This is a genomic window from Streptomyces sp. NPDC048442, from assembly GCF_040651475.1.
Classification (GTDB): domain Bacteria; phylum Actinomycetota; class Actinomycetes; order Streptomycetales; family Streptomycetaceae; genus Streptomyces.
Genome location: NZ_JBEZKB010000024.1, coordinates 97,341 through 120,706 on the forward strand (window position 1 = coordinate 97,341; position 23,366 = coordinate 120,706).

The window sequence follows — 23,366 nt, forward strand, 5'->3', positions numbered from 1 at the left end:
CGATGACCGAGGCGCAGGCGCGGGACAACGAGCACGGCAACGGCGGGCCCGCGGTACCGCAGACCCGGACCGCACGCCACCGCCGGATCGTGGACATCCTCAACCGGCAGCCGGTGCGCTCGCAGAGCCAGCTCGCCAAGCTCCTCAGCGACGACGGGCTGAGCGTCACCCAGGCGACGCTCAGCCGCGACCTCGACGAGCTCGGCGCGGTGAAGATCCGCAACACCGGCGGCGAGCTGATCTACGCGGTGCCCAGCGAGGGCGGCTTCCGCACCCCGCAGGCGCCCCTCGGCGAGTCCGCCAAGGAGGAGCGGATGAGCCGCCTCGCCGCCGAACTGCTGATCTCCGCCGAGGCGTCCGCCAACCTGGTCGTGCTGCGCACGCCGCCGGGCGCCGCCCAGTTCCTGGCCTCGGCCATCGACCAGGCGGAGCTGCGCGCGATCCTCGGCACGATCGCGGGCGACGACACACTGATGCTGATCAGCCGTGACCCGGCGGGCGGCCAGGCCCTGGCCGACCACCTGCTGCGGCTGGCGCAGAAGGAGCGCTGAGCGGTCCGCCGGAAACTGCCACTGGGCGCCGTCGGTTCTCCGCGGGTGCGTCGTGGTTGAGCGCGCAGTCCCCGCGCACCTAGTGGGGCTTGCGGTGGGACATCCAGGCCGCGACCAGCGCGCCCGACACGTTGTGCCACACCGAGAACACGGCCGAGGGCAGCGCGGCCAGCGGGCTGAAGTGGGCGGTGGCCAGGGAGGCGGCGAGGCCCGAGTTCTGCATGCCGACCTCGAAGGCCATCGCCCGGCTCGCGGGCGTCCCGAGCCGGGCCAGCTTTCCGGCGCCGTAGCCGAGCGCGAGGCCGAGCCCGTTGTGCAGGACGACCGCGACGAAGACGAGCAGCGCCGCCGACTTGATCGCGGCGGCGCTCCCCGCCACCACGACCGCCACGATCACCGCGATGGTCGCCGCCGACAGCCAGGGCAGCGCACCGAGCACCCGGTCCACGTACCGCCCGGCCAGCAGCCGCACCAGCAGCCCCGCGATCACCGGCAGCAGCACGGTCTTGAGGATGTCCTCGACCATCGAAGCGGCGTCCACGGGCAGGTACTCGTCCGCCAGCAGCAGCGTCAACGGAGGTGTGACCAGCGGCGCGAGGACCGTCGAGACGGTCGCCACGGACACCGACAGCGCCACATCACCCCGGGCCAGATACGTCACCACGTTCGACGCGGTGCCGCTGGGCGCACAGCCGACCAGGATCACGCCGGCCGCGAGCTGCGGCGGCAGGTTCAGCGCGTGGGCGATGAGCCAGCCGAGCCCCGGCATGATCACGTAGTGCGCGCCGAGTCCGAGCGCCACCGCCCACGGGCGCTTCGCGACCCCCTTGAAGTCCAGCGGAGTCATCGTCAGGCCCATGCAGAACATGACGATGCCGAGCAGGTACGGCACGGAGGTCTTCCAGCCGGCGAAGGTGCCCGGGGTGACGAGCCCCAGCACCCCCGCCAGGAGGACGAGCGCCGGGAAGACGGTGACGGCCAGGCGGGCTCCACGATCGCTGTCGTTCTTGCTGGTGGGAGCTATGCCGGACGGGGATTCGGATTCGGTACGCACGCCGTGATGCAACGCCCCGGCGGGCGTTCCGCGCAACACCGTCTCGGTATGTGGTCGCTACACGCAGCGGTCCGCGGCGGTGTCGAAGGCGGCCTCGGCAACGGCTTCGGCACGGCTGCGGTACGGCGTTGGCAAGGCTGCGGCACGGCGTCGGCAAGGCTGCGGCACGGCTTCAGCAACGGCGTCGGCAACGGCTTCGGCAGCGTGCTCAGTACCGAGTGATCGCCGTCGCCCCGCCGGCCGTCCCGATCGCCATGTGGGGCCGCCGCCACGGCTCGGCCCACCGGAGGATCTCCCGCATGGCGTCCGCCGGCACGGACACGCAACCGGCCGTCGCCCCCCGCCCGTTGACGTGCAGGAAGATGCCCGCGCCACGCCCCCGTACCGGCTTCGCGTAGTTGAACCCGACGACCAGCGCGTGCGCGTACTGCCTCCCGTACGCGTCGAGCTTCTCGGCCTCGCCGGGGCGGCAGTCCTTCGGCAGCCCCTCCACCCACCGGTTGTAGGAGAGCGACCGATTGTCCTGGCACCACCAGGACTTCGGGCCGACCCGCCGGTACGCGACCTCCGTGCCGTCCGGTGCGGCCTCGGCCCCGAACCCGTACGGCAGGTCGTACAGCCCGGTCGGCGTGGTGTCCGTGCTCTGCACCCGCACGGCGCCCTCCACGAGGCCCTTCGCCCCGAACCGTGCCGGGGCCCTTCCCGCCTCGACCCACCGCCCGCCCCGCCGGTCCCACCAGGCCACCGTGCCCGTCGTCGCCCGCGCATCGGCGGCGACGGCGGTGATGAGCTGGCGCCCGCCGCCGGTGTCGGCCATCCGCGCGGGCAGCGGGTCCCGCGTCCCCCCGCCCGGCAGGGCGAGGACGGCGATCAGGACGGCGGAGGCGGCGGAACCGGCGGCAGCGCGCAGCGAGGTCATCCCCAGACGTTAAGAGACATGCAGCGGCGGAAGCGGCAACGGCACTCCCGGCAAGCCGTCGATGCTCGTCGCGATGTCGTCCTTCTTCGCGAAGTACGCCGACAGCGACTCGTCGTCCTCGCGCGCGAACCGGGAGCCGTGCAGCGTCCGGTCCTCGTCGTACGTCATGAACGGCACGGCGTAACCGCACGTGTCCCGGACCGTCTCCGCCGACACCACGATGATCGCCCGCAGCCCGTGCTGCGTGACGTCGATCGAGTCGAAACGTGCGAGGAGTTCGGGGAAACGGGGGTCGTCGCGGAAGACCGGCTCACCCTGCCCATGGACGCGCACGATGTTCGGCGGCCCCTCGAAGGCGGTCCACATGAGCGTGATGCGGCCGTTCTCCCGCAGGTGCGCCACGGTCTCGGCGTTGCTCCCCGCGAAGTCCAGGTAGGCGACGGTGAGTTCGTCCAGCACCACCCAGGAGCCCTTGAGGCCCTTGGGGGAGAGGTTGATGGTCCCGTCACCCGACAGCGGTGCGGTGGCCGTGAAGAAGATCGGCTGCGCCTCGATGAAGGCGCGCAGCCGGCCGGTTATCCGTTCGTGAGTCTTTCCCATGCGGCCCATTGTGCAGCGGTCAACGGCGCTGCGGTCGGCGGGGTCACGGAGCGGGACGGTGGCCGTAGGGGCCCAAGTGCCGCCTGCCGGCCTGCCGCAGCCGCGTCGCGGCGATACGGGTGGGATGCGCAACCCCTTCGGCCAGGCGCTCGGCGAACCACGGCTCGGGCAGCCGGTCGGCAGACGGCAGCAGTGCCTCGGTGGCGGCCCGGACCACGGCGGCGGCCGGGTCGTCGACGAGCGGCAGCAACGCGTCGACGGTGGTGACGTCGAGGGCGCGCAGTCCGACGACGGCCTGGGCGCGGACCTGGGGGAGCGGGTGAGCGAGCAGAGGCCGCAGCAGGGCGGCGTCCGCACGCTCACCGCATTCACCAAGTCCTGCCGGGGCGGCGGCAGTTGTACGCTCCAGCCGGTCCGGGTCCGCGCAGAGCTCCCGGTAGCGGGGCAGTGGGTCGCCGCCGTGCTGCCGCAGCACCCAGCGGGCGCAGGCCCGTACGATCGGCGCCCGGTCGGCGAGGAACGGCTCGGCGCGGGCGGGCAGGCCCAGCCGGTTGAGGGCGGTGACGCCGGTGGCGCGGACGCGGGGCTGCCGGGAACCGAGCAGCAGGGCGAGCACCGCTGCCACCTCCTCCTCCGCCGCTTCGCCGGGCAGCGAGGCGGCGGCGGCCTGGGCGAACCGGTCCTGTACCGCGATGTCGGCGCCGGTCGCGGCGGCCCCGGCCAGCCGGAGCGGGGTGAACAGGCCCCGCCCGATGACGACCCGGGCGGCGAGGCGCTGCACGAGCCGGTCGGGCGCGGCAAGGCACCCGGCGACGAACTCGGCCTCCGCGCCGTGGAGTTGCTGCTCGACCAGTGCGAGCGCCGGCCCTCCGCGGTGGCGCGGTGCCACGCGCAGGACCACGGCCGCGACGTCGCAGAAGGCGCCCACGGGGAGGGCGGGCAGAGCGGTACGCAGCAGGGCGAACGCCCGGCGGCGTACCGGAGCCGCCCAGTCCGTGCAGCGGATCGCGACGAGCGGCAGCAGGGCGGGGCAGTCGGCCGCCCGGCGGACGGCAGTCTCACGGGTCCGGCCGTCGGCATGGCAGAGGGCGACCGCGAGGGCCCGCTCGCCGAGGACGGGGGCGAGGGGTTCGGGCTCCCGGGCTCCGCCCCAGAGGTACGCCCGGCGCAGCGCCGCCCGGGTGTCGAGATCCAGCGCCACCCAGGCCCGGGGGTCCCGGACGTCGAGGAGCGCCCGGGTGGGACCCGGGGGCTCCCCGGCGGTGGCCGCAGTGTCAGTGAGGTTCACCCTGGTGAGGCTACGTAAGCGGGCCGCGCGGCGAAAAGCGGATTACGCCTTGGTCCGCAGCGTCTCGCTGTACTTCTTCACCTCGTCCTGCGACAGGTACGACTTCGTACGCTCGAAGTCCTGGAGGGTCTTGGGCCTGTTGTCCTGGAAGCCGGTGCGGACGAAGTCGTCGCCCGCGAACGCGTTCAGCCCCCAGTTGACCAGCACGCGGGTGCGCGCCGTCAGCGTCGGCAGCGCCATCACGTGGTAGCCGCGGGCCACCACTTGGGCGGGGAGGCCGTGGAGTTCGATGCCCAGGGGCTTGGAGACGGCATCCATGCCGCCCAGGTCCACGACCAGGCCGAGGTCCTTGTGGATGTACGGCTTCAGGGGGGTGCCGGACATGCTCGCCACGATGTTGTCGGCGAGGACCTTGCCCTGGCGCTGGGCGTGCTGGGCGGTCGGCGGGCAGATCGCGTCGCCGCCCTTGGCGACGTCGGGGACCGCGGCCACGTCGCCGGCCGCGTACAGGCCGTGGTAGCCGGGGACGGTGAGCTGGTTCGAGGCGACGATGCGGCCGCGTACCGTCTCCGCGCCGAGCGTGGTGACCAGGGGTGATGCGGCGACGCCCGCCGTCCAGATGAGGGTGCGGGACGGGAGGGTGCGGCCGTCGGTGAGCTTGACGGTGTTCTCGTCGACGGAGGCCACGGAGGTGCCCAGCGAGAATTCGATGCCGCGCTCGCGGAGCATCGCCATCGCCTTGATGCCGAGCCTCTCGCCCAGCTCAGGGAGGAGGCGGGGGGCCACGTCCACCAGGTGCCAGCGCAGTTGGGCGGGGTCCAGGCGGGAGTAGCGCTTGAGGGCGTTGGTGGTGAGCCGCTGCAGACAGGCGGCCGTCTCCACGCCCGCGTAGCCGCCGCCCACGACCACGAACTGGAGCCGGGCCCTGCGCTCCTCCTCGTCGACGGCGGCCGCCGCCAGGTCGAGCTGGGCGATCACGTGGTCGCGGATGTACGCGGCCTGGGCCAGCGTCTTCACCCCGAGCGCGTGGTCCGTGAGGCCCGGGATGTCGAAGGTGCGGGTGGTGGAACCGGCGGCGATGACCAGGTGGTCGTACGGCTTGACGGTCACCTCGCCCGTCGCCCTGCGCACGATGCACACCTTGGCCGCCGCGTCGATGCCGATCGCCACACCGGGCACGATCTTCGTACGGCGCAGGCGGCGGCGGAGCGAGACCGCGACGGACTGGGGGGTGAGGACGCCCGCCGCCACATGGGGGAGCAGCGGGAGGTAGAGCTGGAAGTCCGTCGGCGAGATCAGTATCAGTTCGGCGTCGCGCGGGGAGAGCTTGCGCTCCAGCCGGTGCAGGCACTCGATCCCGACGAAGCCTGCGCCGACCACCACAATCCTCGGTCGCGTCATGGGTCCACTGCTCCTTCGGTACGTCGGGAATCTTTACCAGCATCGGGGCTCATCGCCGGGGCCGCGCGTCGGCGGGGTGCGTTCGGGGTGCGCGGCGGGAAACCAGCGGGCCGGGAAGCACCGGATTTGCCTGACCTGGGCGGATGCAGCACCACTCGGCCCAATTTCGGACAGATCGGCTACGGCGGAAAACCTCGGCCACCCGGGACGGGTCTTACCAGGAGAAGGAAGCACCGCAACGAGCACCGACACGAGCACGGAAACGAAGTACTGGTACGGGGGAAACACCTTGACCGAGATCATCGAAGAGCTGACCCGCAGGATCGGCGAGAAGATCGCCGAGTGGAGCGCGGGAGAGCACGAACTCCAGCCGTTCGTCGACGAGTTGACCGTCCCGCCGGTCCTTCGCCCGTACGCGGGCGAGCAGGGCGACGTGCGCCGGGAGACCGAGATCGCCCTGCGCCCCACCTGGGCCAGGCTGCACCGCCGGCTGCCGCCCACCCTGATGTGGGGTTACGGCGGTACGGTGCCGGGCCCGACCATCGAGGTGCGGCGCGGCCAGCGCATCCGTATCGCCTGGACGAACCGCATCCCCAAGGGCAGCGAGTACCCGGTCACCGTCGTCGAGGTGCCGGCCCGCCCGGCGGGTGAGCCGCCCGCCTCCACCGAGCCGGGCCGGGGCGGCGCGGAGCCCCACAAGGACGTCGCCGCACTGCCCGCCTGGGCCGTCACACACCTGCACGGCGCGCAGACCGGCGGCGGCAACGACGGATGGGCCGACAACGCGGTCGGCTTCGGGGACGCCCAGCTGTCCGAGTACCCGAACGACCACCAGGCCGTCCAGTGGTGGTACCACGACCACGCCATGAACATCACCCGGTGGAACGTCTTCGCCGGGCTGGTGGGCACCTATCTGGTCCGCGACGACGAGGAGGACGCGCTCGGGCTGCCGTCCGGCGACCGCGAGCTGCCGCTGATCCTCGTCGACCGCAACCTCGACACCGACGAGGTCGGCCGCCTGAACGGGCGGCTGCTGCACAAGACCGTGATCGTCGACCCGGAGAACGCCGAGACCAAGAAGCCGGTGACGCTGCCCTTCACCGGCCCGTACACCACGGTCAACGGCCGCATCTGGCCGTACCAGGACGTGGCCGCCGACTGGTACCGCTACCGCCTGGTCAACGCCTCCAACGCCCGCGTCTACAACCTCGTCCTGGTCGACGAGGACAACGAACCGCTCCCCGGCGTCCTCCACCAGATCGGCAGCGACGGCGGCCTGCTGCCGCACCCGGTGCCGGTCGACTTCGACGGGGAGCTGCCCACACTGACCGTGGCGCCCGCCGAGCGGATGGACCTCCTGATCGACTTCCGGGGGCTGGCGGGCCGGCGCGTACGGCTGGTCAACAAGGGGAGGGCGCAGCCCGCCGGAGTGCCGGACGCGGCCAATGACGTCCGGTATCCGCAGGTCATGGAGTTCCGGGTGAGCGAGGAGGAGTGCTCAGGCGATTTCGAGCTGCCCGAGGTGCTGTCCGGGTCCTTCCGCAAGTACGAGCACGCGGACGTCGAGCACAACCACCGGCTGATCGTGCTCACCACCCCCGGCACGGTCGGCGGCGGCGGGCACCCGGAGATCTGGGAGATGGCCGAGCTGACGGAGGGCGAGGCGGCCGGAGTCCGACTGCCGGCCGACGGGGTCATCCAGCTCAAGGGCTCCGACGGGAAGGTGAAGACCTACCGGCGCACCGCCCGGACCTTCAACGACGGACTCGGCTTCACCATCGCCGAAGGCGCGTACGAGCAGTGGAGCTTCCTCAACCTCGGCGGACCGCGTCACCCGATGCACATCCACCTCACCGACTTCCAGCTGATGGGCCGCGACGCGTACAAGGTCGAGGGCTTCGACCTCGGGGCCGGCGGGACCCGGACGCCGGTGGAGTTCGACCCCGGGAGGAAGATTCCGCTCGCTCCCAACGAGCGCGGCTGGAAGGACGTCTTCCTGGTTCCGCCGGGGCAGCTGCTGCGGGTGATCGGGCGGTTCGACGGGGCGTACGGGCGCTTCATGTACCACTGCCACCTGCTGGAGCACGAGGACATGGGGATGATGCGGCCCTTCGTGGTGATGCCGCCGGAGGCCGTGAAGTTCGACCACGGGGCGGGGCACGGCGGGCACCACTGAGCCGCCGGCGCTGCTGCCGCTGAGTGGAGGGGAGGGGCCGCCGGAGACGGCGGCCCCTCCCCTCCACTGCTTTCCCCTGCTTTGACAAAACATACGGACCTCTGCATAGTTATGCCTATCACTGCATGGGCATTGCGGTGATCGCAAGCACGTGAGGAGAGAGCAGTGGCCGAGCGCGTCGTACTCGCCTATTCGGGCGGTCTTGACACCTCCGTCGCCATCGGCTGGATCGCCGAGGAGACGGGCGCCGAGGTCATCGCCGTCGCGGTGGACGTCGGTCAGGGCGGCGAGGACCTGGACGTCATCCGCAAGCGCGCACTCGCCTGCGGTGCGGTGGAGGCCGAAGTGGCCGACGCCAAGGACGAGTTCGCCGAGGAGTACTGCCTCCCCGCGATCAAGGCCAACGCCCTCTACATGGACCGCTACCCGCTGGTCTCGGCCCTCTCCCGGCCGGCCATCGTCAAGCACCTCGTCGCCGCCGCCCACAAGCACGGCGCCGGCATCGTCGCCCACGGCTGCACCGGCAAGGGCAACGACCAGGTCCGCTTCGAGGCCGGCATCTCCGCACTCGGCCCCGACCTCAAGTGCATCGCCCCGGTCCGGGACTACGCGATGACCCGCGACAAGGCCATCGCGTTCGCCGAGAAGGCGAACCTCCCGATCGCCACCTCCAAGAAGTCCCCGTACTCCATCGACCAGAACGTCTTCGGCCGCGCCGTCGAGACCGGCTTCCTCGAAGACATCTGGAACGCGCCGATCGAGGACATCTACGAGTACACCGCCAACCCCGCCGAACCGCGCGAGGCCGACGAGGTCGTCATCTCCTTCAAGGAGGGCGTCCCGGTCGCCGTCGACGGCACACCCGTCACCGTCCTCCAGGCGATCCAGCAGCTCAACGAGCGGGCCGGGGCGCAGGGCATCGGCCGGATCGACATGGTCGAGGACCGCCTCGTCGGCATCAAGTCCCGCGAGGTGTACGAGGCGCCGGGCGCGATCGCACTGATCACCGCCCACCAGGAGCTGGAGAACGTCACCGTCGAGCGCGAACTCGCCCGCTACAAGCGGCAGATCGAGCAGCGCTGGGGCGAGATGGTCTACGACGGCCTGTGGTTCTCCCCGCTCAAGCGCGCCCTCGACGGCTTCATCAACGAGGCCAACCAGCACGTCACCGGGGACATCCGGATGACCCTGCACGGCGGCCGGGCCGTCGTCACCGGCCGTCGCTCCGAGCAGTCCCTGTACGACTTCAACCTGGCCACCTACGACTCGGGCGACACCTTCGACCAGTCCAAGGCCCAGGGCTTCATCGAGATCTTCGGTCTGTCCTCGAAGATCGCGGCCCGCCGCGACCTCGCCTGAGCCCGCGTCGTTACCCGTACGACTCGTACGACCCGTTTGACTCGTCGCCTCCCCGCCCCTGTGCGCGGGGAGGCGACCGCACACCCGAATCCTTGAGGAGTTCCAGCTGTGAGCAGCAACACCGGTGAAGGTCGGCTCTGGGGCGGCCGGTTCGCGGACGGTCCGGCCGAGGCCCTGGCCAAACTGTCCGCCTCCGTCCACTTCGACTGGGTTCTCGCGCCGTACGACATCGCCGGATCCCGCGCCCACGCCCGCGTCCTGAACAAGGCCGCCCTGCTCACCGCCGACGAACTGACCCGCATGCTCGCCGGGCTCGACCTGCTCGAAGCGGACGTCGCATCCGGCGACTTCGTCGGTACGATCGCCGACGAGGACGTGCACTCCGCACTGGAGCGGGGCCTCATCGAACGGCTCGGCGCAGACCTCGGCGGCAAGCTCCGGGCCGGCCGGTCCCGCAACGACCAGGTCGCCACCCTCTTCCGGATGTATCTCCGGGACCACGCCCGGATCATCGGCGGCCTGATCGCCGAACTCCAGGACGCGCTGATCGGCCTCGCCGAGGCACACCCGGACGTCGCGATGCCGGGCCGCACCCACCTCCAGCACGCCCAGCCGGTCCTCTTCGCGCACCACGTCCTCGCCCACGTACAGCCCCTGGCCCGGGACGCGGAGCGGCTGCGGCAGTGGGATGCCAGGACTGCCGTGTCGCCCTACGGATCGGGGGCGCTGGCGGGTTCCTCGCTCGGCCTCGACCCGGAGGCGGTCGCCGCCGACCTCGGCTTCGAGAACGGCTCGGTCGGCAACTCCATCGACGGGACGGCGTCCCGGGACTTCGTCGCCGAGTTCGCGTTCATCACCGCGATGATCGGCGTGAACCTCTCCCGGATCGCCGAGGAGATCATCATCTGGAACACGAAGGAGTTCTCCTTCGTCACCCTCCACGACGCCTTCTCCACCGGCTCGTCGATCATGCCGCAGAAGAAGAACCCGGACATCGCGGAGCTGGCGCGCGGCAAGTCGGGACGCCTGATCGGCAACCTGACGGGCCTGATGGCCACCCTGAAGGCGCTGCCCCTCGCCTACAACCGGGACCTCCAGGAGGACAAGGAGCCGGTCTTCGACTCCTGCGACACCCTCGAAGTCCTCCTCCCCGCCTTCACCGGCATGATGGCGACCCTCACGGTCAACCGCGAGCGGATGGAGGAGCTGGCCCCGGCGGGCTTCTCGCTCGCCACCGACATCGCGGAGTGGCTGGTCAAGCAGGGCGTGCCGTTCCGTGTCGCGCACGAGGTCGCGGGCGAGTGCGTCAAGGAGTGCGAGCAGCAGGGCATCGAACTGGACGAGCTGACGGACGCTCAGTTCGCCAAGATCTCCGAGCACTTGACGCCGGAGGTGCGGACGGTGCTGAACGTGCCGGGCGCGCTGGCGTCGCGCAACGGGCGCGGGGGTACGGCGCCCTCGGCCGTCGCCGTCCAACTGGCCGAGCTGAAGGCGGACTTGGCTGCGCAGCACGAGTGGGCGACGGCCAAGAGGTAGCGGGTTCGCGGGGTGCGGGCCGGTGGGGGCTGGTGCTGGCTGCGGGTGGTGGGTGTCGTGCGGGTACGTCGTGGCTGATCGCGCCCACGCGGCGGAGCCGCATATCGATACAGCCCCGCGCCCCTAACTGCCTGCCCCTCAGCCCTCAGCCCCCCGCGCGGAGCACGCCCCCCTCCGCGACCGCCCGTCCCGCCCCCGCCCCCGCCCCCGCCCCCAAGCCGGAGGCCCGACCCCATAGCCCGCGTGAGACGTCAATGTCTCACGCGGGCTATGCTCGTCTCATGACAGTCGACCGCGAGCGCGTCCTCCGTACCGCCGCCGCTCTCCTCACCCGTAAAGCCACCTCGACCATGGATGAGGTCGCCAAGGCCGCGGGCATCGGACGGGCCACCCTGCACCGGCACTTCGCCGGCCGCGACGCCCTCATCAAGGCGCTCGAAGAGTTCGGGCTGAGCGAGCTGGACGCCGCGCTCGACGCCGCCGCCCTCGACGAGGGGCAGGCCGCGGACGCCGTCCGCCGTCTCGTCGCCGAGGTCGAGCCGGTCGCCGGTCTGTTCGCCTTCCTCATCACCGAGAACCAGCTCTTCGAGGCGGGCCAGAACCCCGGCTGGGACCGCGTCGACGCCCGACTGGGTGCCCTGTTCCGACGCGGTCAGGAGAGCGGCGAGTTCCGCATCGACCTCAGCCCCGCCTGGCTGACCGACGCCCTGTACGGGCTCGTCTCGGCCGCCGCCTGGTCCGTCCAGGACGGGCGGAGCGCGGCAAAGGACTTCCAGCACATGATCGTCGAGTTGCTGCTCGGCGGCGCACGACGGAGCGTGGAGAAATGACAAGCACCGACCACCAGCACCCGGGCGGCGGGCCGGGCTCCGGGCCGGGCGACGGACCGGGCCCGGGGGACACAGCCAGACCCGGCCGCTGGCTCGCGCTCGCCGTGCTCGTCTTCGCCGTGCTCCTCGTGGCTGTCGACGCCACCGTGCTCGGCCTTGCGACGCCGTTCCTGAGCGAGGACCTCAAGCCGTCCGGCACCCAGCTCCTGTGGATCGGCGACGTCTACTCGTTCGTCATCGCGGGCCTGCTGGTCTCGATGGGCAGCCTCGGTGACCGCATCGGCCGCAAGAAGCTGCTGCTCACCGGTGCGGTCGCGTTCGGCGCGGTGTCGGTGCTCAATGCGTACGCCACCAGCCCCGAGATGATGATCGTCGCCCGTGCGCTGCTCGGTGTCGCCGGTGCGACGCTGATGCCGTCCACGCTCGCGCTGATCCGCAACATCTTCCACGACCCCAAGGAGCGCAGCCTCGCCGTCGGTGTCTGGGGCGCCGCCGCCTCGGCCGGCGCGGCCGTCGGGCCGGTCGTCGGAGGGGTCCTCCTAGAGAACTTCTGGTGGGGATCGGTCTTCCTCATCAACCTCCCCGTGATGGCGGTCCTGGTCGTCGTCGGCATCAAGCTGCTGCCCGAGTCCAAGGATCCCTCGCCCGGCCCGTGGGACATGCTGAGCGTGCTGCTCTCGCTCGTCGGCATGGTCGCCGTCGTGTACGCGATCAAGGAAGCGGCGGTGCACGGCTTCCGCTGGGACATCGGCGTCTCGGCGGTCGTCGGTGTGGGCGCGCTGTACTGGTTCGTACGACGCCAGCGCACCCTGCCGTCCCCGCTGCTCGACATGCGGCTCTTCCAGCACCGGGGCTTCTCCGGCGCCGTACTCGCCGACCTGCTGACCATCCTCGGCCTCTCCGGGCTGGTCTTCTTCCTCTCCCAGTTCCTCCAGCTGGTCCAGGAACGCACCCCGCTGAACGCCGGGCTCATCGAACTCCCCGCGGCCGTCGGCGCGGTCGCCGCGGGCCTCACGGCCGGATTCCTGGCCCGCCGTGCGTCGGTACGACTCGCGGTGTCGGGCGGACTGACCGCCGTCGGCCTCTCCCTCCTCGCGTGCACGGTGTTCACCTCCGACACCGGGGAGGTCGCGCTCGGCTGCGCGCTGTTCCTCGGCGGGCTCGGCGCGGGCCTCGCCTTCACGGTCACCGCCGACGTGATCCTCTCCAGCGTCCCCAAGGAGCAGGCCGGCGCCGCGTCCGCCGTGTCCGAGACGGCGTACGAACTCGGCGCCGCCCTCGGCATCGCCCTGCTCGGCTCCATCGTGACCGGCATCTACCGGGGCTTCCCCGTCCCGGCCGGGGTCCCCGCCGACGTGGCCGCGGCGGCGCACGATTCGCTGGGCGGCGCCGTCGAGTCGGCGGCCGCACTGCCCAGAGACCAGGCCTTCGCACTGCTGGAGTCGGCCAGGGACTCCTTCACCGACGGCTTCCAGACGGCGGCCCTGGCCGGTGCGCTGGTGCTGTTCGCGACGGCGGTCGCCGCGTGGATCATGCTGCGCGGCCAGAAGCTCGAAGAGGGCATCGAGCACTGACGTACCGCATGAGATCGAGCACTGACGTACCGCGTGAAATCGAGCACTGACGTACCGCATGAAGTACGCGCGTGGGCCCCGCCGGAAGAAGATCCGGCGGGGCCCACGTCGCTCGACTTCCGTACGGTCAGGCTGCCTTGGCCTTCGTGGCGTACATGTCCACGTACTCCTGGCCGGACAGCTGCATGACCTCCGACATCACCGAGTCGGTCACCGCCCGCAGCACGTAACGGTCGCGGTCCATGCCCTCGTACCGCGAGAACTCCATCGGCTCGCCGAACCGGACCGTCACCTTGCCGGGGCGCGGCAGACCCGAGCCGCCCGGCTGGATCTTGTCGGTGCCGATCATCGCGAAGGGGACCACCGGCGCACCCGTCATCAGCGTGAGGCGTGCGATGCCGGTACGGCCCCGGTAGAGACGGCCGTCGGGGGAGCGGGTGCCCTCGGGGTAGATGGAGAACATCTTGCCCTCCTCCAGCACCCGGCGGCCGGTCATCAGCGCCGCGACGCCGCCGCGCCCGCCGTCCCGGTCCACCGGGATCATGCCGCAGCTGGTGAAGAACCAGGCCATCAGACGGCCCTTGAGCCCCTTGCCCGTCACGTACTCGTCCTTGCCGATGTAGTGGACCGGACGGTCCAGGCAGATCGGCATGATCATCGAGTCGATGAAGGTGAGGTGGTTGCCGGCGAGAATGACCGGACCCGTCCCGGGGATGTTCTCAGCGCCTTCCACCTGGGGGCGGAACATCAGGCGCAGGATCGGTCCGAGCACTGCCTTGATGAGCGCGAGACGGGACAACGGTTCCTCCGAAGTCGTTGAGTTTCAGGCTGGGAAGCTTCAGTCCGGCGCGGGTTCCGCGCAGGTGAGGACGATACTCGCGGGTTGCCGCTGATCGCACATCGGGTTCATCAGGTGGATACGCAGTGTTGACGTGTGTTTCCACTGCGTTCCGTCCCAAGCCTCCCCCCTTTAATGCGTAGCCGCCTACCATCGGGCCCCCATCGAGGCACGGGACGGCTCTGCACAGGGCATGGGCCGGCCAGGAGAACGAGGAGCTTTCATGACACAAGGTGCGGAATTCGGTCCCGGGCGGCGCGCGCTGCTGGGCGCCGCGGTGCTCGGCGCCTCGGGCGCCGCCCTCGGACTCTCCGGTACGGCGAGTGCCGCGAGCCCCGCGAGAAGTGGCCGCGGTCACGGCGGGCCGGCCTACCGGCACCTGCCGGTACCGACCGTCGTCGCCCACCGCGGCGCCAGCGGCTACCGCCCCGAGCACACCCTCGGCTCCTACCAGCTGGCCCTCGACATGGGCGCCCACGTCATCGAACAGGACCTCGTCCCGACCAAGGACGGACACCTGGTCTGCCGCCACGAGAACGACATCACCGGCACGACCGACGTCGCCGCACATCCCGAGTTCGCCTCCCGCAAGGCGACGAAGAAGGTCGACGGCGCCGAGCTGACCGGCTGGTTCACCGAGGACTTCACGCTCGCCGAACTCAAGACGCTGCGGGCGAAGGAACGTATCCCCGCCGTACGCCAGGAGAACACCCTCTACGACGGCCGCTGGCAGATCCCCACCTTCGAGGAGGTGCTGCGCTGGGCCGAGCAGGAGGGCCGCAGGCGCGGGCGTCCGGTGTGGCTGCACGTCGAGACCAAGCACCCCAGCTACTTCCGGGGCCTCGGCCTCGGCCTGGAGGAGCCGCTCGCCCGCCTGCTGCGCACGTACGGCCGCCACAAGAAGGACTCCACGACCTTCCTCCAGTCCTTCGAGCCGAGCAGCATGCAGCGGATGGCGAAGCTGGTGGCGGGGCCGCGCGTCGTCCTGCTCGGCGGCCGCACCGACCGGCCCTGGGACTTCGTCCAGTCCGGCGACCCGCGCACGGTCGCCGACCTGATCACGCCCGAGGGCCTCAAGTGGATCTCCGGCTTCGCACAGGGCATCGGCCCGACCCTGGACCTGGTCATTCCGCGCGACGCGGCGGGCCGGCTGGGCAAGCCGACCACGCTCGTACGGGACGCGCACGCCAAGGGCCTGGTGCTGCACCCGTACACGATGCGCAACGAGAACAGCTTCCTGCCCGCGGACTTCCGCCGCGGCACCGACCCGGCCGCCTACGGCGACGCCTTCGGTGCCTTCAAGACGTACTTCGCGACCGGAATCGACGGCATCTTCTCGGACAACGCGGACACGGCGCTGCTCGCCGCCGCGGACTTCCGGGCGTAAGCGCCGTAATCAATCCGTTACCCGTACGGGTGAGACGGGCCCCCGCCGGCAACCGGGCCTGTCGGCGAGCGCGTCCCGCCTGGCATGGATCTACTGCTGCAAGAGGTTCAGGCCCTGACCCCGCTGCTCGCCGCCGAGGCCGCGGCGGAGGCTCCGGGCGCGGGAGTCGAGGCCGCCGATCTCGAACAGGCCGTCTGGGTGAGGCTGTTGGAGCACCCGGACGGGGTTCCGGCGGAGCCCGCCGACTGGCTGCGGGGTGCGGTGCGGGCCGAGGCGCGGCTGGCCAGGCACCGCACACAGCACGAACTGCCGTACGTCGCCGAGCCGTCGGCGGCGTACGACAGCGGCCCCGAACCCGAGGTGCTCGCTGCCGAACGGCGCCGGGCGCTGCGGGCCGCCGTCCGCCGCCTCCCGGCGCGCTGCCGCCCGCTGCTGGCCCTCCTGCTCTCCCCGGCGGACCCCACCTACCGGGAAATCGCAGGGGAGTTGGGAATGTCACAAGGGAGTTTGGGGCCCATGCGTTCCCGTTGCCTGGGATGCCTGCGCAGAATGCTCGCGGCGGAGCTGGCTGAGGTTGCGCCCCCTGCGCGCAGGGGAATGGAGCCGTAGAACCGGCCGGTGGAGCGGGCGAGCAGGAGGCAGCACATGGGCACGAGCGTGATCATCTCTGCGGTGGCGGGCGAGCGGGACGCCGAGCAGATCCTCAAACTCCAGTACCTCTGCTACCAGAGCGAGGCGGAGCTCTACGACGACTACACGATCGAGCCCCTCACCCAGACCCTCGCGGATCTGACGGCCGAACTCGGCCGGGGGTACGCACTGGTGGCCCGCCTCGGCGACGAAGTCGTCGGCTCCGTACGGGCGGTGGTCGACGAGGGAGGCACGGCGCGGATCGCCAAGCTGATCGTGCACCCGAGGATGCGGCGGCACGGGCTGGGCGGGCGGCTCCTCGCGGCGGTGGAGGGGCACTTGGCGGCAGAGCTCTCCGCGAAACGCTTCCGGCTCTTCACCGGCCACCGCAGCGAGACGAACCTGCGGCTCTACCGGAGCCGGGGGTACGCGACGGTGTCGAGGGATGCGGCGGGGCCGAGGCTGACGGTGGTCACGCTGGAAAAGGAAGCGGCGGTGACGGCGAGCGTGTAGCGGGTTGGCGGGTGCGTGCGGTCGTCAGGGGCGGCGCTCCGCGGTGGGGCCGCCCCCTTGCCCACCCGTCCCGCCCCCGGGGGGCGGCCCCGCTGCCCAAGGAGGCTAGGGGGTAAGGGGCAGGCTTTTAGGGGCGCGGGGAACTGCGCGACCAGCCACGACGCACCCGCACATCCCACCCGCCAGCAAGCTTCCTACCGCCGCCCCCGCAGCCACATCAGCCCGGTGACCGGCAGGATCACGGGGATCAGCAGGTATCCCGCCCCGTACTTCGACCACACCGTCGCATCCGGGAACGCCCCCGGTGCCACCAGCGTCCACGTCCCCACCACCAGCACCCCCAAAAGCTCCACCGCACAGCAGGCCAGCGCCACCCGACGGGCCGTCTCCCCGCCCCGTACCAGCGTGTACGTGATGAATGCGTAGACCGCCGCCGCCACCGCCGACAGCGTGTACGCCAGCGGCGCCCGGTCGAACTCCGTCGCGATCTGGTACGCCGAGCGCGACACCGCGCCCACGGACATCACCCCGTACAGCCACACCAGCAGCAGTCCGGGCCCCTTGACCAGGCGCTTGCGCTCGCCCGGTGCCGTCTCGGCAGTCATCAGCCGCTCCAGATGTCGTACAGACGGACTTCGAGCACGGCCAGTACGACCGCGCCCGCCGCCACCGTGATCGAGCCCCACCTGGTCCGCTCGGCCAGCGACATGAACCCGGCGGCCGGTACCGCGGCGAACGCGCCGATCAGGTACGACACGAAGATCACGTTGCCCTCGGCGGGCTTCTCGCCGCGTGCCAGCTGCACGATGCCGATCACCAGCTGGGCGAGTGCGAGGACCGTCACCACGGCCATGCCGATGAAGTGCCAGTCCTTGGTGGGCTGGTCGCGGAAGGCGGCGTAACCGCACCACGCGGCGAGGGCGAGCGCGGCCACGGAGACCGCGACCGTCAGGGCGTCAAGCATGAGAAGGAGCGTACTGGGCGCTTCCGGGCACCCGTCGCGGGCCCCCGGCCCCACCGCGCGGCGTGGCGTTGGCCACAGCCGGTGCGCCGGAGGCCGCCCGAGGCACGGATCCCGGCCGCTCCCGTGTCCAGGGATGGACACTTTCTGTCCGCTATTCGGACAGGAGTGATCGGCTCGTACGCACTTCTGGTTTACTCGTTCCCATGACCACGACGAGCAGCCGCACCCTTGCGACCGAGGCGATGACGACGCCCGGTGCTCGTTGTATGTGTCGAATGTGCGACTTCTGAGGGCCCCCGCCTGAGCCTCGCGCCCCGAAGCGAGACCTGGTCCGGCCGCGTTCGTACGTATCCGCAATGCCTGCGGACGTACGCACCGCGCCGCCCGCCCCACGCGCCCCCGGTTCCCCGAGTTCCCCGAGCCGAGCTGTGGCGCGCCCCCGGACATCTGCCCCGTGCGCCCGGCGGAGAAGAACCGCCGCGCACTCGACAACAGTGATGGAAACCCTGTGATCACCACTACTGGCCTGACCAAGGTCTACGCCTCGCGCGGCCGTGAGGTCACCGCCCTCGACGGCGTCGACCTGCACGTCCGCGAGGGCGAGGTGTTCGGCGTGATCGGTCAGAGCGGCGCCGGCAAGTCCTCGCTCATCCGCTGCGTCAACCTGCTGGAGCGCCCCACCTCCGGCACCGTGACCGTCGACGGCACGGACCTCACCGCACTCGCCGGTCGCGGCCCGCGCGCCGGCAAGGAGCTGCGCGAGGCCCGCTCCCGCATCGGGATGGTCTTCCAGCACTTCAACCTGCTGTCCTCGCGCACCGTGCAGGGCAACATCGAGCTGCCGCTGGAGATCCTCGGCGTCTCCGGCAAGGAGCGCAGCCGCAAGGCTCTGGAACTGCTCGACCTGGTCGGTCTCGCCGACAAGGCGAAGTCCTACCCCGGTCAGCTGTCCGGCGGTCAGAAGCAGCGCGTCGGCATCGCCCGCGCCCTCGCAGGTGACCCGAAGGTGCTGCTCTCCGACGAGGCGACCAGCGCCCTCGACCCGGAGACCACCCGCTCGATCCTCCAGCTGCTGCGCGACCTCAACCGCCAGCTCGGCCTGACCGTCCTGCTCATCACGCACGAGATGGACGTCGTCAAGACGATCTGCGACTCGGCCGCCCTGATGAAGCGCGGACGTGTCGTCGAGACCGGCACGGTCTCCGAGCTGCTCGCCACCCCCGGCTCCGAGCTGGCCTCCGAGCTGTTCCCGGTGACCGGACGCGCGACCGGCCCCGGCCGCACCGTCATCGACGTGACCTTCCAGGGCGAGAGCGCCAGTCAGCCGGTCATCTCCCAGCTCTCCCGTACGTACAACATCGACATCTCGATCCTGGGCGCCGCGATGGACACCGTCGCCGGCAAGCAGATCGGCCGGATGCGCATCGAGCTCCCCGGCCAGTACGAGGAGAACGTCGTCCCGGTCGGCTTCCTGCGCGAGCAGGGCCTCCAGGTCGACGTCGTCGAGGACGACGGCGAGAGCGCCGACGTACCGGCGCAGATCCCCGCCCTGACGAAGCCCGCGGCCGAAGCCCTGGTCAAGGAGCCCGCCCTGGTCAAGGAGAACGTGAAGTGACCTGGTCCGAGATGCAGCCACTGCTGTCGCAGGGCATCATCGACACGCTGTACATGGTCCTGTGGGCCACCGTCGTCTCCGTCCTCGGAGGCCTGCCGCTGGGCCTGCTGCTCGTCCTCACGGACAAGGGCGGCCTGCTCCAGAACGCGGTCGTCAACAAGATCGTCGGCGTGATCGTGAACATCGGCCGGTCGCTGCCGTTCATCGTGCTGCTGATCGCGCTGATCCCCTTCACGACCCTCGTGGTCGGTACGTTCATCGGCCCCAGCGCCATGGTCGTCCCGCTCGCCATCGGCGCGATCCCCTTCTTCGCCCGGCTCGTCGAGACCGCCGTCCGCGAGGTCGACCACGGGCTCGTCGAGGCCGCCCAGGCCATGGGCGGGTCAGTGCCGACCGTCGTCTTCAAGGTGCTGCTCCCGCAGGCCCTGCCCTCACTGGTCTCCGCCGTCACCACCACGGTGATCGTCCTCGTCGGCTACTCGGCGATGGCCGGAGCGGTCGGCGGCGGCGGACTCGGCAGCGTGGCCGTCTCGTACGGCTACCAGCGCTTCGAGACCACCTTCATGCTCGCCACCGTCGTGATCCTGGTCCTCCTGGTCACGGTCGTCCAGCTGATCGGCGACGGCGCCGTACGCCTGCTCGCCCGCCGCGGCCGTACCGCCTAGGTCCTCTCCGTACCACCTGGGCCTCTCCGTACCGCCTAGGCCTCTCCGTACCGCAGAGGATCTCCCCGAACTTTCCTTCCGCAGAGCCCGCACTCCTTGTCCGGGCGAACCATCCACCAGATCAAGAAAGAGGCACTTTTCGTGCGCAAGAACATCAAGATCTCCGTCGCCGCCGCTGCCGTCACCGCGCTCGCCCTGGGCGCCACCGCCTGCGGCACCGCCTCCGACCCCGCCGCGAAGTCGGCGGACGGCAAGGTCGACACCAGCAAGCCGCTCGTCGTCGCCGCGTCCCCGACGCCGCACGCCGACATCCTCAACTACGTGAAGAAGGAACTTGCCGACAAGGCCGGACTCAAGCTGGAGGTGAAGGAGTTCACGGACTACGTCCTGCCGAACACCGCCACCCAGTCCGGCGAGGTCGACGCCAACTTCTTCCAGCACAAGCCCTACCTCGACGACTTCAACAAGAAGCAGAAGACCGACATCGTCCCGGTCGTCAACGTCGAGCTGGAGCCGCTGGCCCTTTACTCCAAGAAGGTCAAGGACCTCAAGGACCTCAAGGCCGGCCAGACCGTCGCCGTCCCCAACGACACCACCAACGAGGGCCGCGCGCTGCACCTGCTCGCGGACAACGGTGTGATCGTCCTGAAGGACGGCGTCGGCACCGACGCCAAGCTGTCCGACATCAAGGACAAGAAGGGCCTCAACTTCCAGGACCTGGAGGCGGCCACGCTGCCCCGCGCCCTGGACCAGGTGGACGCCGCCGTCATCAACGGCAACTACGCCATCGAGGCCGACCTCAAGCCGGCCAAGGACTCCCTGGTGATCGAGAAGGCAGACGGCAACCCGTACGCCAACTTCCTCGCCGTCAAGAAGGGCAACGAGAAGGACCCGCGCGTCGAGAAGCTCGCCAAGCTGCTCAACTCGGACGAGGTCAAGAAGTTCATCGCGGCCAAGTACAACGGCGCGGTCGTTCCCGCCTTCGGCGCCGTCAAGTAGTAGATTTCGTACGATACTTGTCGCCCTGCGGTGCTGAAGCCCCGTACTCCCGCGCGGAGTACGGGGCTTCGGTCCGTGGGACGGCCGTCACTCGCAGCACGGACCCGGTCATGCGCATCGCCCGCCCCATGCTGCATGCTGTGCGTTCACGCCCCTTCGGTATGGAGCAGCGCATGACTACCACCTTTCCGGACGTCTCGATCAGCACGGACCGGCTGGTGCTGCGCCCCTACGAGGAGGCGGACATCCCGGCGCACATCGAGATGATGAACGACGAGGCCGTCACCGCCTGGACGACCGCCCCGCACCCCTACACCGCGCGCGACGCGGAACGCTGGGTACGCCGCATCGCGCCCACCGAGCGCACCCAGGGGCGCGGCATCGTCTTCGCCGTCACCGAGTTCCTCACCCAGCGCCTCGTCGGTTTCGTGCACCTCTCCCGCACCGACTGGCACATCCAGGCCGCGGAGATCTCCTACGTCATTGCCCCGTGGGCGCGCGGCGAGGGGTACGCCACCGAGTCCGTGCTCGCCGTCGCCCAGTGGCTCTTCCGCGACCAGCGCTTCGAGCGCATCGAGGTACGCACGCCGGCCGACAACACCGCCGCCCAGCAGGTCGCCCAGAAGATGGGCTGCATCAGCGAGGGGGTCCTGCGCAACTCCTGGATAGCGCGTACGCGCACCGAGAACGGTACCGACGGCGGCTGGACGAACATCCGCACCGACCTGATCGTGTGGAGCCTGCTCCCCGAGGACCTCGAAGGCGCCGCCGACCAGATGGCGGACGCGGGCGGCTACGCGTCCGCCTACACCGACTGGAACTGACCTTCTCCCAGACCGCAGAAGTGGTCTGGACCAGGTAGTCTCAGCCTCCCCCGACCACTGATCGCTCCAGGAGACAAGCCACGATGGCCGACCGCGTCACGGTGATCGGCTGGGACGGCTCGCCCCTCACCGAGACGGCCAGGTCCGCCCTCTCGGCGGCCACCCTCGTCGCGGGCGCCCCGCACCACCTCGCCCTGGGCGAGGTGCCGCCGGGCGCCGAACGCATCCGGCTCGGCAGCGTCGACCTCGCCGCCCGCCGGATCGCGGGCCACCGCGGCACCGCCGTCGTCCTGGCCGACGGCGACCCCGGCTTCTTCGGCGTCGTACGGACCCTGCGCGCACCCGCGTTCGGACTGGAGGTCGAGGTCGTACCCGCCGTGTCGGCCGTCGCCGCAGCCTTCGCCCGTGCCGGAATGCCGTGGGACGACGCCCAGGTGGTCGCCGCCCACCGCCGCACGCTGCGCCGCGCGGTCAACGTCTGCCGGGCGCACACCAAGGTCGCCGTCCTCACCTCGCCGGGAGCGGGACCCGCCGAACTCGCGCTGCTCCTCGCCGGTGTGCACCGCACCTTCGTCATCTGCGAGGAACTCGGCACCGACCGCGAGAGCATCACCGTCCTCACCTCCGACCGGGTCGCCGACCACGTCTGGCGCGACCCCAACGTCGTCATCGTCATCGGCGGCAGCCAGGCCCCCGCCCAGGGCAGCGGCTGGCTGGCCGGCAGCGAGCCCGGCTACCCGCAGGAACTGCGCGGCTGGGCGCTGAGGTCGGACGAGTACGGCGAGGACCTGGCCGACGGCGAGACCCCCGGCCTGCGCGCCGCCCAGCTCGCCAGGCTCGGCCCGCGCACCGGGGACCTCGTGTGGGACATCGGCTCCGGCAGCGGCGCTCTCGCCGTCGAGGCCGCCCGGTTCGGTGCGGCGGTCATCGCCGTCGACGCGAGCGCGGACGCCTGCGTACGGACCGCGGCCGCCGCGCGGCGGTTCGGCGTACAGCTCCAGGTGGTGCAGGGCCACGCCCCGTACGTACTGGAAGACCTCCCCGAGCCGGATGTCGTACGCATCGGGGGCGGCGGCGCCCCCGTCGTCCAGGCCTGCGTCGACCGGCGGCCCGAGCGGATCGTCACGCACGCGCAGAACCGCGACGACGCCGAGGCGATCGCCCGCACCCTCGGCGAGGGCGGCTACGCCGTGGAGTGCACGCTGTTCCAGACGGTCGACCTCGACCCGGCGGAGGACTTCGAGGAGCGCAGGCGGTCGGTGGTGTTCCTGGTGGCGGGGCGCCGCAAGGAGCGCACGACGCGGGACGCCCGCACGTGACCGGGGTTGCCCACGTACCTGACCTGGGCTGTCCACGTACCTGACCTGGCCCCGCCCGTGTATCTGACCGAGGGCCGTCCGCGGGGCATTTCAGGGCCCTCGTACCTGATCCGGCGGGACCATGTCCCCTTCTTCGCACGGATGTTCTGCTGATCGCTCCCCAGGGCGAGCGCTGTCGGTGGCGCGGGGTAGGCTGGCCGATCGTTGTACCGCAGATGGGCGGTTGGTGGATCGTTCGCCAATGTCTGGAAAAGGGGCCCTCTTTGGGGTCGCGTGCGGTACGGCACACCCGGGACGTGCGCGACGTGGCGCAGCCCACAGCGG

The 23,366-nt window shown here is 70.9% G+C and carries 23 protein-coding genes; 15 read left to right on the forward strand and 8 right to left on the reverse strand.

What is annotated here, in order from left to right; all coding sequences use genetic code 11:
- Positions 1 to 2 precede the first annotated feature (2 nt).
- Positions 3 to 551, forward strand: a complete 549-nt coding sequence (locus AB0D18_RS29845) for an arginine repressor (RefSeq protein WP_362425458.1) — start codon at positions 3 to 5, stop codon at positions 549 to 551.
- A gap of 79 nt (positions 552 to 630) precedes the next feature.
- Here AB0D18_RS29845 and AB0D18_RS29850 read toward each other — a convergent pair whose 3' ends face one another.
- Complete coding sequence (locus AB0D18_RS29850; RefSeq protein ID WP_362425269.1) at positions 631 to 1,605, reverse strand: bile acid:sodium symporter family protein; 975 nt, start codon at positions 1,603 to 1,605, stop codon at positions 631 to 633.
- 48 nt (positions 1,606 to 1,653) lie between these two features.
- Between AB0D18_RS29850 and AB0D18_RS29855 the strand changes: the two genes are divergently transcribed.
- Entirely contained in the window at positions 1,654 to 1,827 is a 174-nt protein-coding gene (locus tag AB0D18_RS29855) for a hypothetical protein (RefSeq protein WP_362425272.1), read from the forward strand.
- Here the strand turns inward: AB0D18_RS29855 and AB0D18_RS29860 are convergent.
- Genes AB0D18_RS29860 through AB0D18_RS29875 form a run of 4 tightly spaced genes read right to left on the reverse strand, consistent with a single transcriptional unit; the run spans position 1,814 to position 5,813 of the window.
- The gene (locus AB0D18_RS29860; protein WP_362425275.1) at positions 1,814 to 2,524 is read right to left on the reverse strand and encodes a L,D-transpeptidase family protein; all 711 of its coding nucleotides are present in this window, start codon (positions 2,522 to 2,524) and stop codon (positions 1,814 to 1,816) included. The two genes, AB0D18_RS29855 and AB0D18_RS29860, sit on opposite strands and share 14 nt — an antisense overlap.
- A gap of 9 nt (positions 2,525 to 2,533) precedes the next feature.
- A complete protein-coding gene (locus AB0D18_RS29865; RefSeq protein WP_362425278.1) occupies positions 2,534 to 3,124 on the reverse strand; it encodes a pyridoxamine 5'-phosphate oxidase family protein in 591 nt (196 codons plus the stop codon).
- A 43-nt stretch (positions 3,125 to 3,167) separates the two neighbouring features.
- The gene (locus AB0D18_RS29870) at positions 3,168 to 4,412 is read right to left on the reverse strand and encodes a hypothetical protein (protein ID WP_362425281.1); all 1,245 of its coding nucleotides are present in this window, start codon (positions 4,410 to 4,412) and stop codon (positions 3,168 to 3,170) included.
- A 42-nt stretch (positions 4,413 to 4,454) separates the two neighbouring features.
- A complete protein-coding gene (locus AB0D18_RS29875) occupies positions 4,455 to 5,813 on the reverse strand; it encodes an NAD(P)/FAD-dependent oxidoreductase (protein WP_362425284.1) in 1,359 nt (452 codons plus the stop codon).
- A gap of 301 nt (positions 5,814 to 6,114) precedes the next feature.
- Here AB0D18_RS29875 and phsA point away from each other — a divergent pair, with 301 nt between their 5' ends.
- From phsA to AB0D18_RS29900, 5 genes are all read left to right on the forward strand, one after another.
- Positions 6,115 to 7,989 (forward strand): O-aminophenol oxidase PhsA, encoded by a 1,875-nt coding sequence (gene phsA / locus AB0D18_RS29880; RefSeq protein WP_362425461.1) that lies wholly within the window; start codon positions 6,115 to 6,117, stop codon positions 7,987 to 7,989.
- A gap of 165 nt (positions 7,990 to 8,154) precedes the next feature.
- Positions 8,155 to 9,348, forward strand: coding sequence for an argininosuccinate synthase (locus AB0D18_RS29885; protein WP_362425287.1), 1,194 nt, complete (start codon positions 8,155 to 8,157; stop codon positions 9,346 to 9,348).
- Between the two features lie 108 nt (positions 9,349 to 9,456).
- Positions 9,457 to 10,884, forward strand: a complete 1,428-nt coding sequence (gene argH, locus AB0D18_RS29890) for an argininosuccinate lyase (protein ID WP_362425289.1) — start codon at positions 9,457 to 9,459, stop codon at positions 10,882 to 10,884.
- A 281-nt stretch (positions 10,885 to 11,165) separates the two neighbouring features.
- Positions 11,166 to 11,714: a TetR/AcrR family transcriptional regulator gene (locus AB0D18_RS29895; protein ID WP_362425292.1), complete on the forward strand. Its 549-nt coding sequence runs from the start codon at positions 11,166 to 11,168 to the stop codon at positions 11,712 to 11,714.
- A complete protein-coding gene (locus AB0D18_RS29900; RefSeq protein ID WP_362425295.1) occupies positions 11,711 to 13,288 on the forward strand; it encodes an MFS transporter in 1,578 nt (525 codons plus the stop codon). The genes AB0D18_RS29895 and AB0D18_RS29900 overlap by 4 nt, the downstream gene beginning before the upstream one ends.
- A gap of 127 nt (positions 13,289 to 13,415) precedes the next feature.
- On the opposite strand, the gene AB0D18_RS29905 is transcribed toward AB0D18_RS29900, so the two are convergent.
- Complete coding sequence (locus AB0D18_RS29905) at positions 13,416 to 14,087, reverse strand: lysophospholipid acyltransferase family protein (RefSeq protein ID WP_362425298.1); 672 nt, start codon at positions 14,085 to 14,087, stop codon at positions 13,416 to 13,418.
- 262 nt (positions 14,088 to 14,349) lie between these two features.
- Here AB0D18_RS29905 and AB0D18_RS29910 point away from each other — a divergent pair, with 262 nt between their 5' ends.
- From AB0D18_RS29910 to AB0D18_RS29920, 3 genes are all read left to right on the forward strand, one after another.
- A complete protein-coding gene (locus tag AB0D18_RS29910) occupies positions 14,350 to 15,513 on the forward strand; it encodes a glycerophosphodiester phosphodiesterase (RefSeq protein ID WP_362425301.1) in 1,164 nt (387 codons plus the stop codon).
- 84 nt (positions 15,514 to 15,597) lie between these two features.
- The gene (locus AB0D18_RS29915) at positions 15,598 to 16,122 is read left to right on the forward strand and encodes a sigma-70 family RNA polymerase sigma factor (protein WP_362425303.1); all 525 of its coding nucleotides are present in this window, start codon (positions 15,598 to 15,600) and stop codon (positions 16,120 to 16,122) included.
- A 36-nt stretch (positions 16,123 to 16,158) separates the two neighbouring features.
- Positions 16,159 to 16,656, forward strand: coding sequence for a GNAT family N-acetyltransferase (locus tag AB0D18_RS29920; RefSeq protein WP_362425306.1), 498 nt, complete (start codon positions 16,159 to 16,161; stop codon positions 16,654 to 16,656).
- 194 nt (positions 16,657 to 16,850) lie between these two features.
- On the opposite strand, the gene AB0D18_RS29925 is transcribed toward AB0D18_RS29920, so the two are convergent.
- Together AB0D18_RS29925 and AB0D18_RS29930 are read right to left on the reverse strand one after the other, a co-directional pair.
- Entirely contained in the window at positions 16,851 to 17,261 is a 411-nt protein-coding gene (locus AB0D18_RS29925; protein ID WP_362425309.1) for a hypothetical protein, read from the reverse strand.
- Positions 17,261 to 17,620 (reverse strand): hypothetical protein, encoded by a 360-nt coding sequence (locus tag AB0D18_RS29930; RefSeq protein ID WP_362425312.1) that lies wholly within the window; start codon positions 17,618 to 17,620, stop codon positions 17,261 to 17,263. The genes AB0D18_RS29925 and AB0D18_RS29930 overlap by 1 nt, the downstream gene beginning before the upstream one ends.
- Before the next feature lie 508 nt (positions 17,621 to 18,128).
- Here AB0D18_RS29930 and AB0D18_RS29935 point away from each other — a divergent pair.
- The 5 genes from AB0D18_RS29935 to cbiE all read left to right on the forward strand — a co-directional run bounded on the left by AB0D18_RS29935 (position 18,129) and on the right by cbiE (position 23,042).
- Complete coding sequence (locus AB0D18_RS29935) at positions 18,129 to 19,235, forward strand: ATP-binding cassette domain-containing protein (protein ID WP_362425315.1); 1,107 nt, start codon at positions 18,129 to 18,131, stop codon at positions 19,233 to 19,235.
- Positions 19,232 to 19,900, forward strand: coding sequence for a methionine ABC transporter permease (locus AB0D18_RS29940; RefSeq protein WP_362425318.1), 669 nt, complete (start codon positions 19,232 to 19,234; stop codon positions 19,898 to 19,900). Before AB0D18_RS29935 ends, AB0D18_RS29940 begins: the two co-directional genes overlap by 4 nt.
- 141 nt (positions 19,901 to 20,041) lie before the next feature.
- Positions 20,042 to 20,899 (forward strand): MetQ/NlpA family ABC transporter substrate-binding protein, encoded by an 858-nt coding sequence (locus AB0D18_RS29945; protein ID WP_362425321.1) that lies wholly within the window; start codon positions 20,042 to 20,044, stop codon positions 20,897 to 20,899.
- 173 nt (positions 20,900 to 21,072) lie between these two features.
- The gene (locus AB0D18_RS29950; RefSeq protein ID WP_362425324.1) at positions 21,073 to 21,723 is read left to right on the forward strand and encodes a GNAT family N-acetyltransferase; all 651 of its coding nucleotides are present in this window, start codon (positions 21,073 to 21,075) and stop codon (positions 21,721 to 21,723) included.
- An 83-nt stretch (positions 21,724 to 21,806) separates the two neighbouring features.
- Positions 21,807 to 23,042 carry a precorrin-6y C5,15-methyltransferase (decarboxylating) subunit CbiE gene (gene cbiE, locus AB0D18_RS29955; protein WP_362425326.1) on the forward strand — a complete coding sequence of 412 codons (1,236 nt, stop codon included), beginning with the start codon at positions 21,807 to 21,809 and terminating at the stop codon, positions 23,040 to 23,042.
- Positions 23,043 to 23,366: the final 324 nt, after the last annotated feature.

Excerpts from the sequence above, each read along its gene's own strand:
- AB0D18_RS29845 (WP_362425458.1), top strand. The coding sequence starts at position 3 with ATGACCGAGGCGCAGGCGCGGGACAACGAGCACGGCAACGGCGGGCCC.
- AB0D18_RS29855 (WP_362425272.1), top strand. The coding sequence starts at position 1,654 with ATGTGGTCGCTACACGCAGCGGTCCGCGGCGGTGTCGAAGGCGGCCTC.
- AB0D18_RS29860 (WP_362425275.1), bottom strand. The coding sequence starts at position 2,524 with ATGACCTCGCTGCGCGCTGCCGCCGGTTCCGCCGCCTCCGCCGTCCTG.
- AB0D18_RS29865 (WP_362425278.1), bottom strand. The coding sequence starts at position 3,124 with ATGGGAAAGACTCACGAACGGATAACCGGCCGGCTGCGCGCCTTCATC.
- AB0D18_RS29875 (WP_362425284.1), bottom strand. The coding sequence starts at position 5,813 with ATGACGCGACCGAGGATTGTGGTGGTCGGCGCAGGCTTCGTCGGGATC.
- AB0D18_RS29895 (WP_362425292.1), top strand. The coding sequence starts at position 11,166 with ATGACAGTCGACCGCGAGCGCGTCCTCCGTACCGCCGCCGCTCTCCTC.
- AB0D18_RS29900 (WP_362425295.1), top strand. The coding sequence starts at position 11,711 with ATGACAAGCACCGACCACCAGCACCCGGGCGGCGGGCCGGGCTCCGGG.
- AB0D18_RS29910 (WP_362425301.1), top strand. The coding sequence starts at position 14,350 with ATGACACAAGGTGCGGAATTCGGTCCCGGGCGGCGCGCGCTGCTGGGC.
- AB0D18_RS29915 (WP_362425303.1), top strand. The coding sequence starts at position 15,598 with ATGGATCTACTGCTGCAAGAGGTTCAGGCCCTGACCCCGCTGCTCGCC.
- AB0D18_RS29920 (WP_362425306.1), top strand. The coding sequence starts at position 16,159 with ATGGGCACGAGCGTGATCATCTCTGCGGTGGCGGGCGAGCGGGACGCC.
- AB0D18_RS29925 (WP_362425309.1), bottom strand. The coding sequence starts at position 17,261 with ATGACTGCCGAGACGGCACCGGGCGAGCGCAAGCGCCTGGTCAAGGGG.
- AB0D18_RS29930 (WP_362425312.1), bottom strand. The coding sequence starts at position 17,620 with ATGCTTGACGCCCTGACGGTCGCGGTCTCCGTGGCCGCGCTCGCCCTC.
- AB0D18_RS29950 (WP_362425324.1), top strand. The coding sequence starts at position 21,073 with ATGACTACCACCTTTCCGGACGTCTCGATCAGCACGGACCGGCTGGTG.
- cbiE (WP_362425326.1), top strand. The coding sequence starts at position 21,807 with ATGGCCGACCGCGTCACGGTGATCGGCTGGGACGGCTCGCCCCTCACC.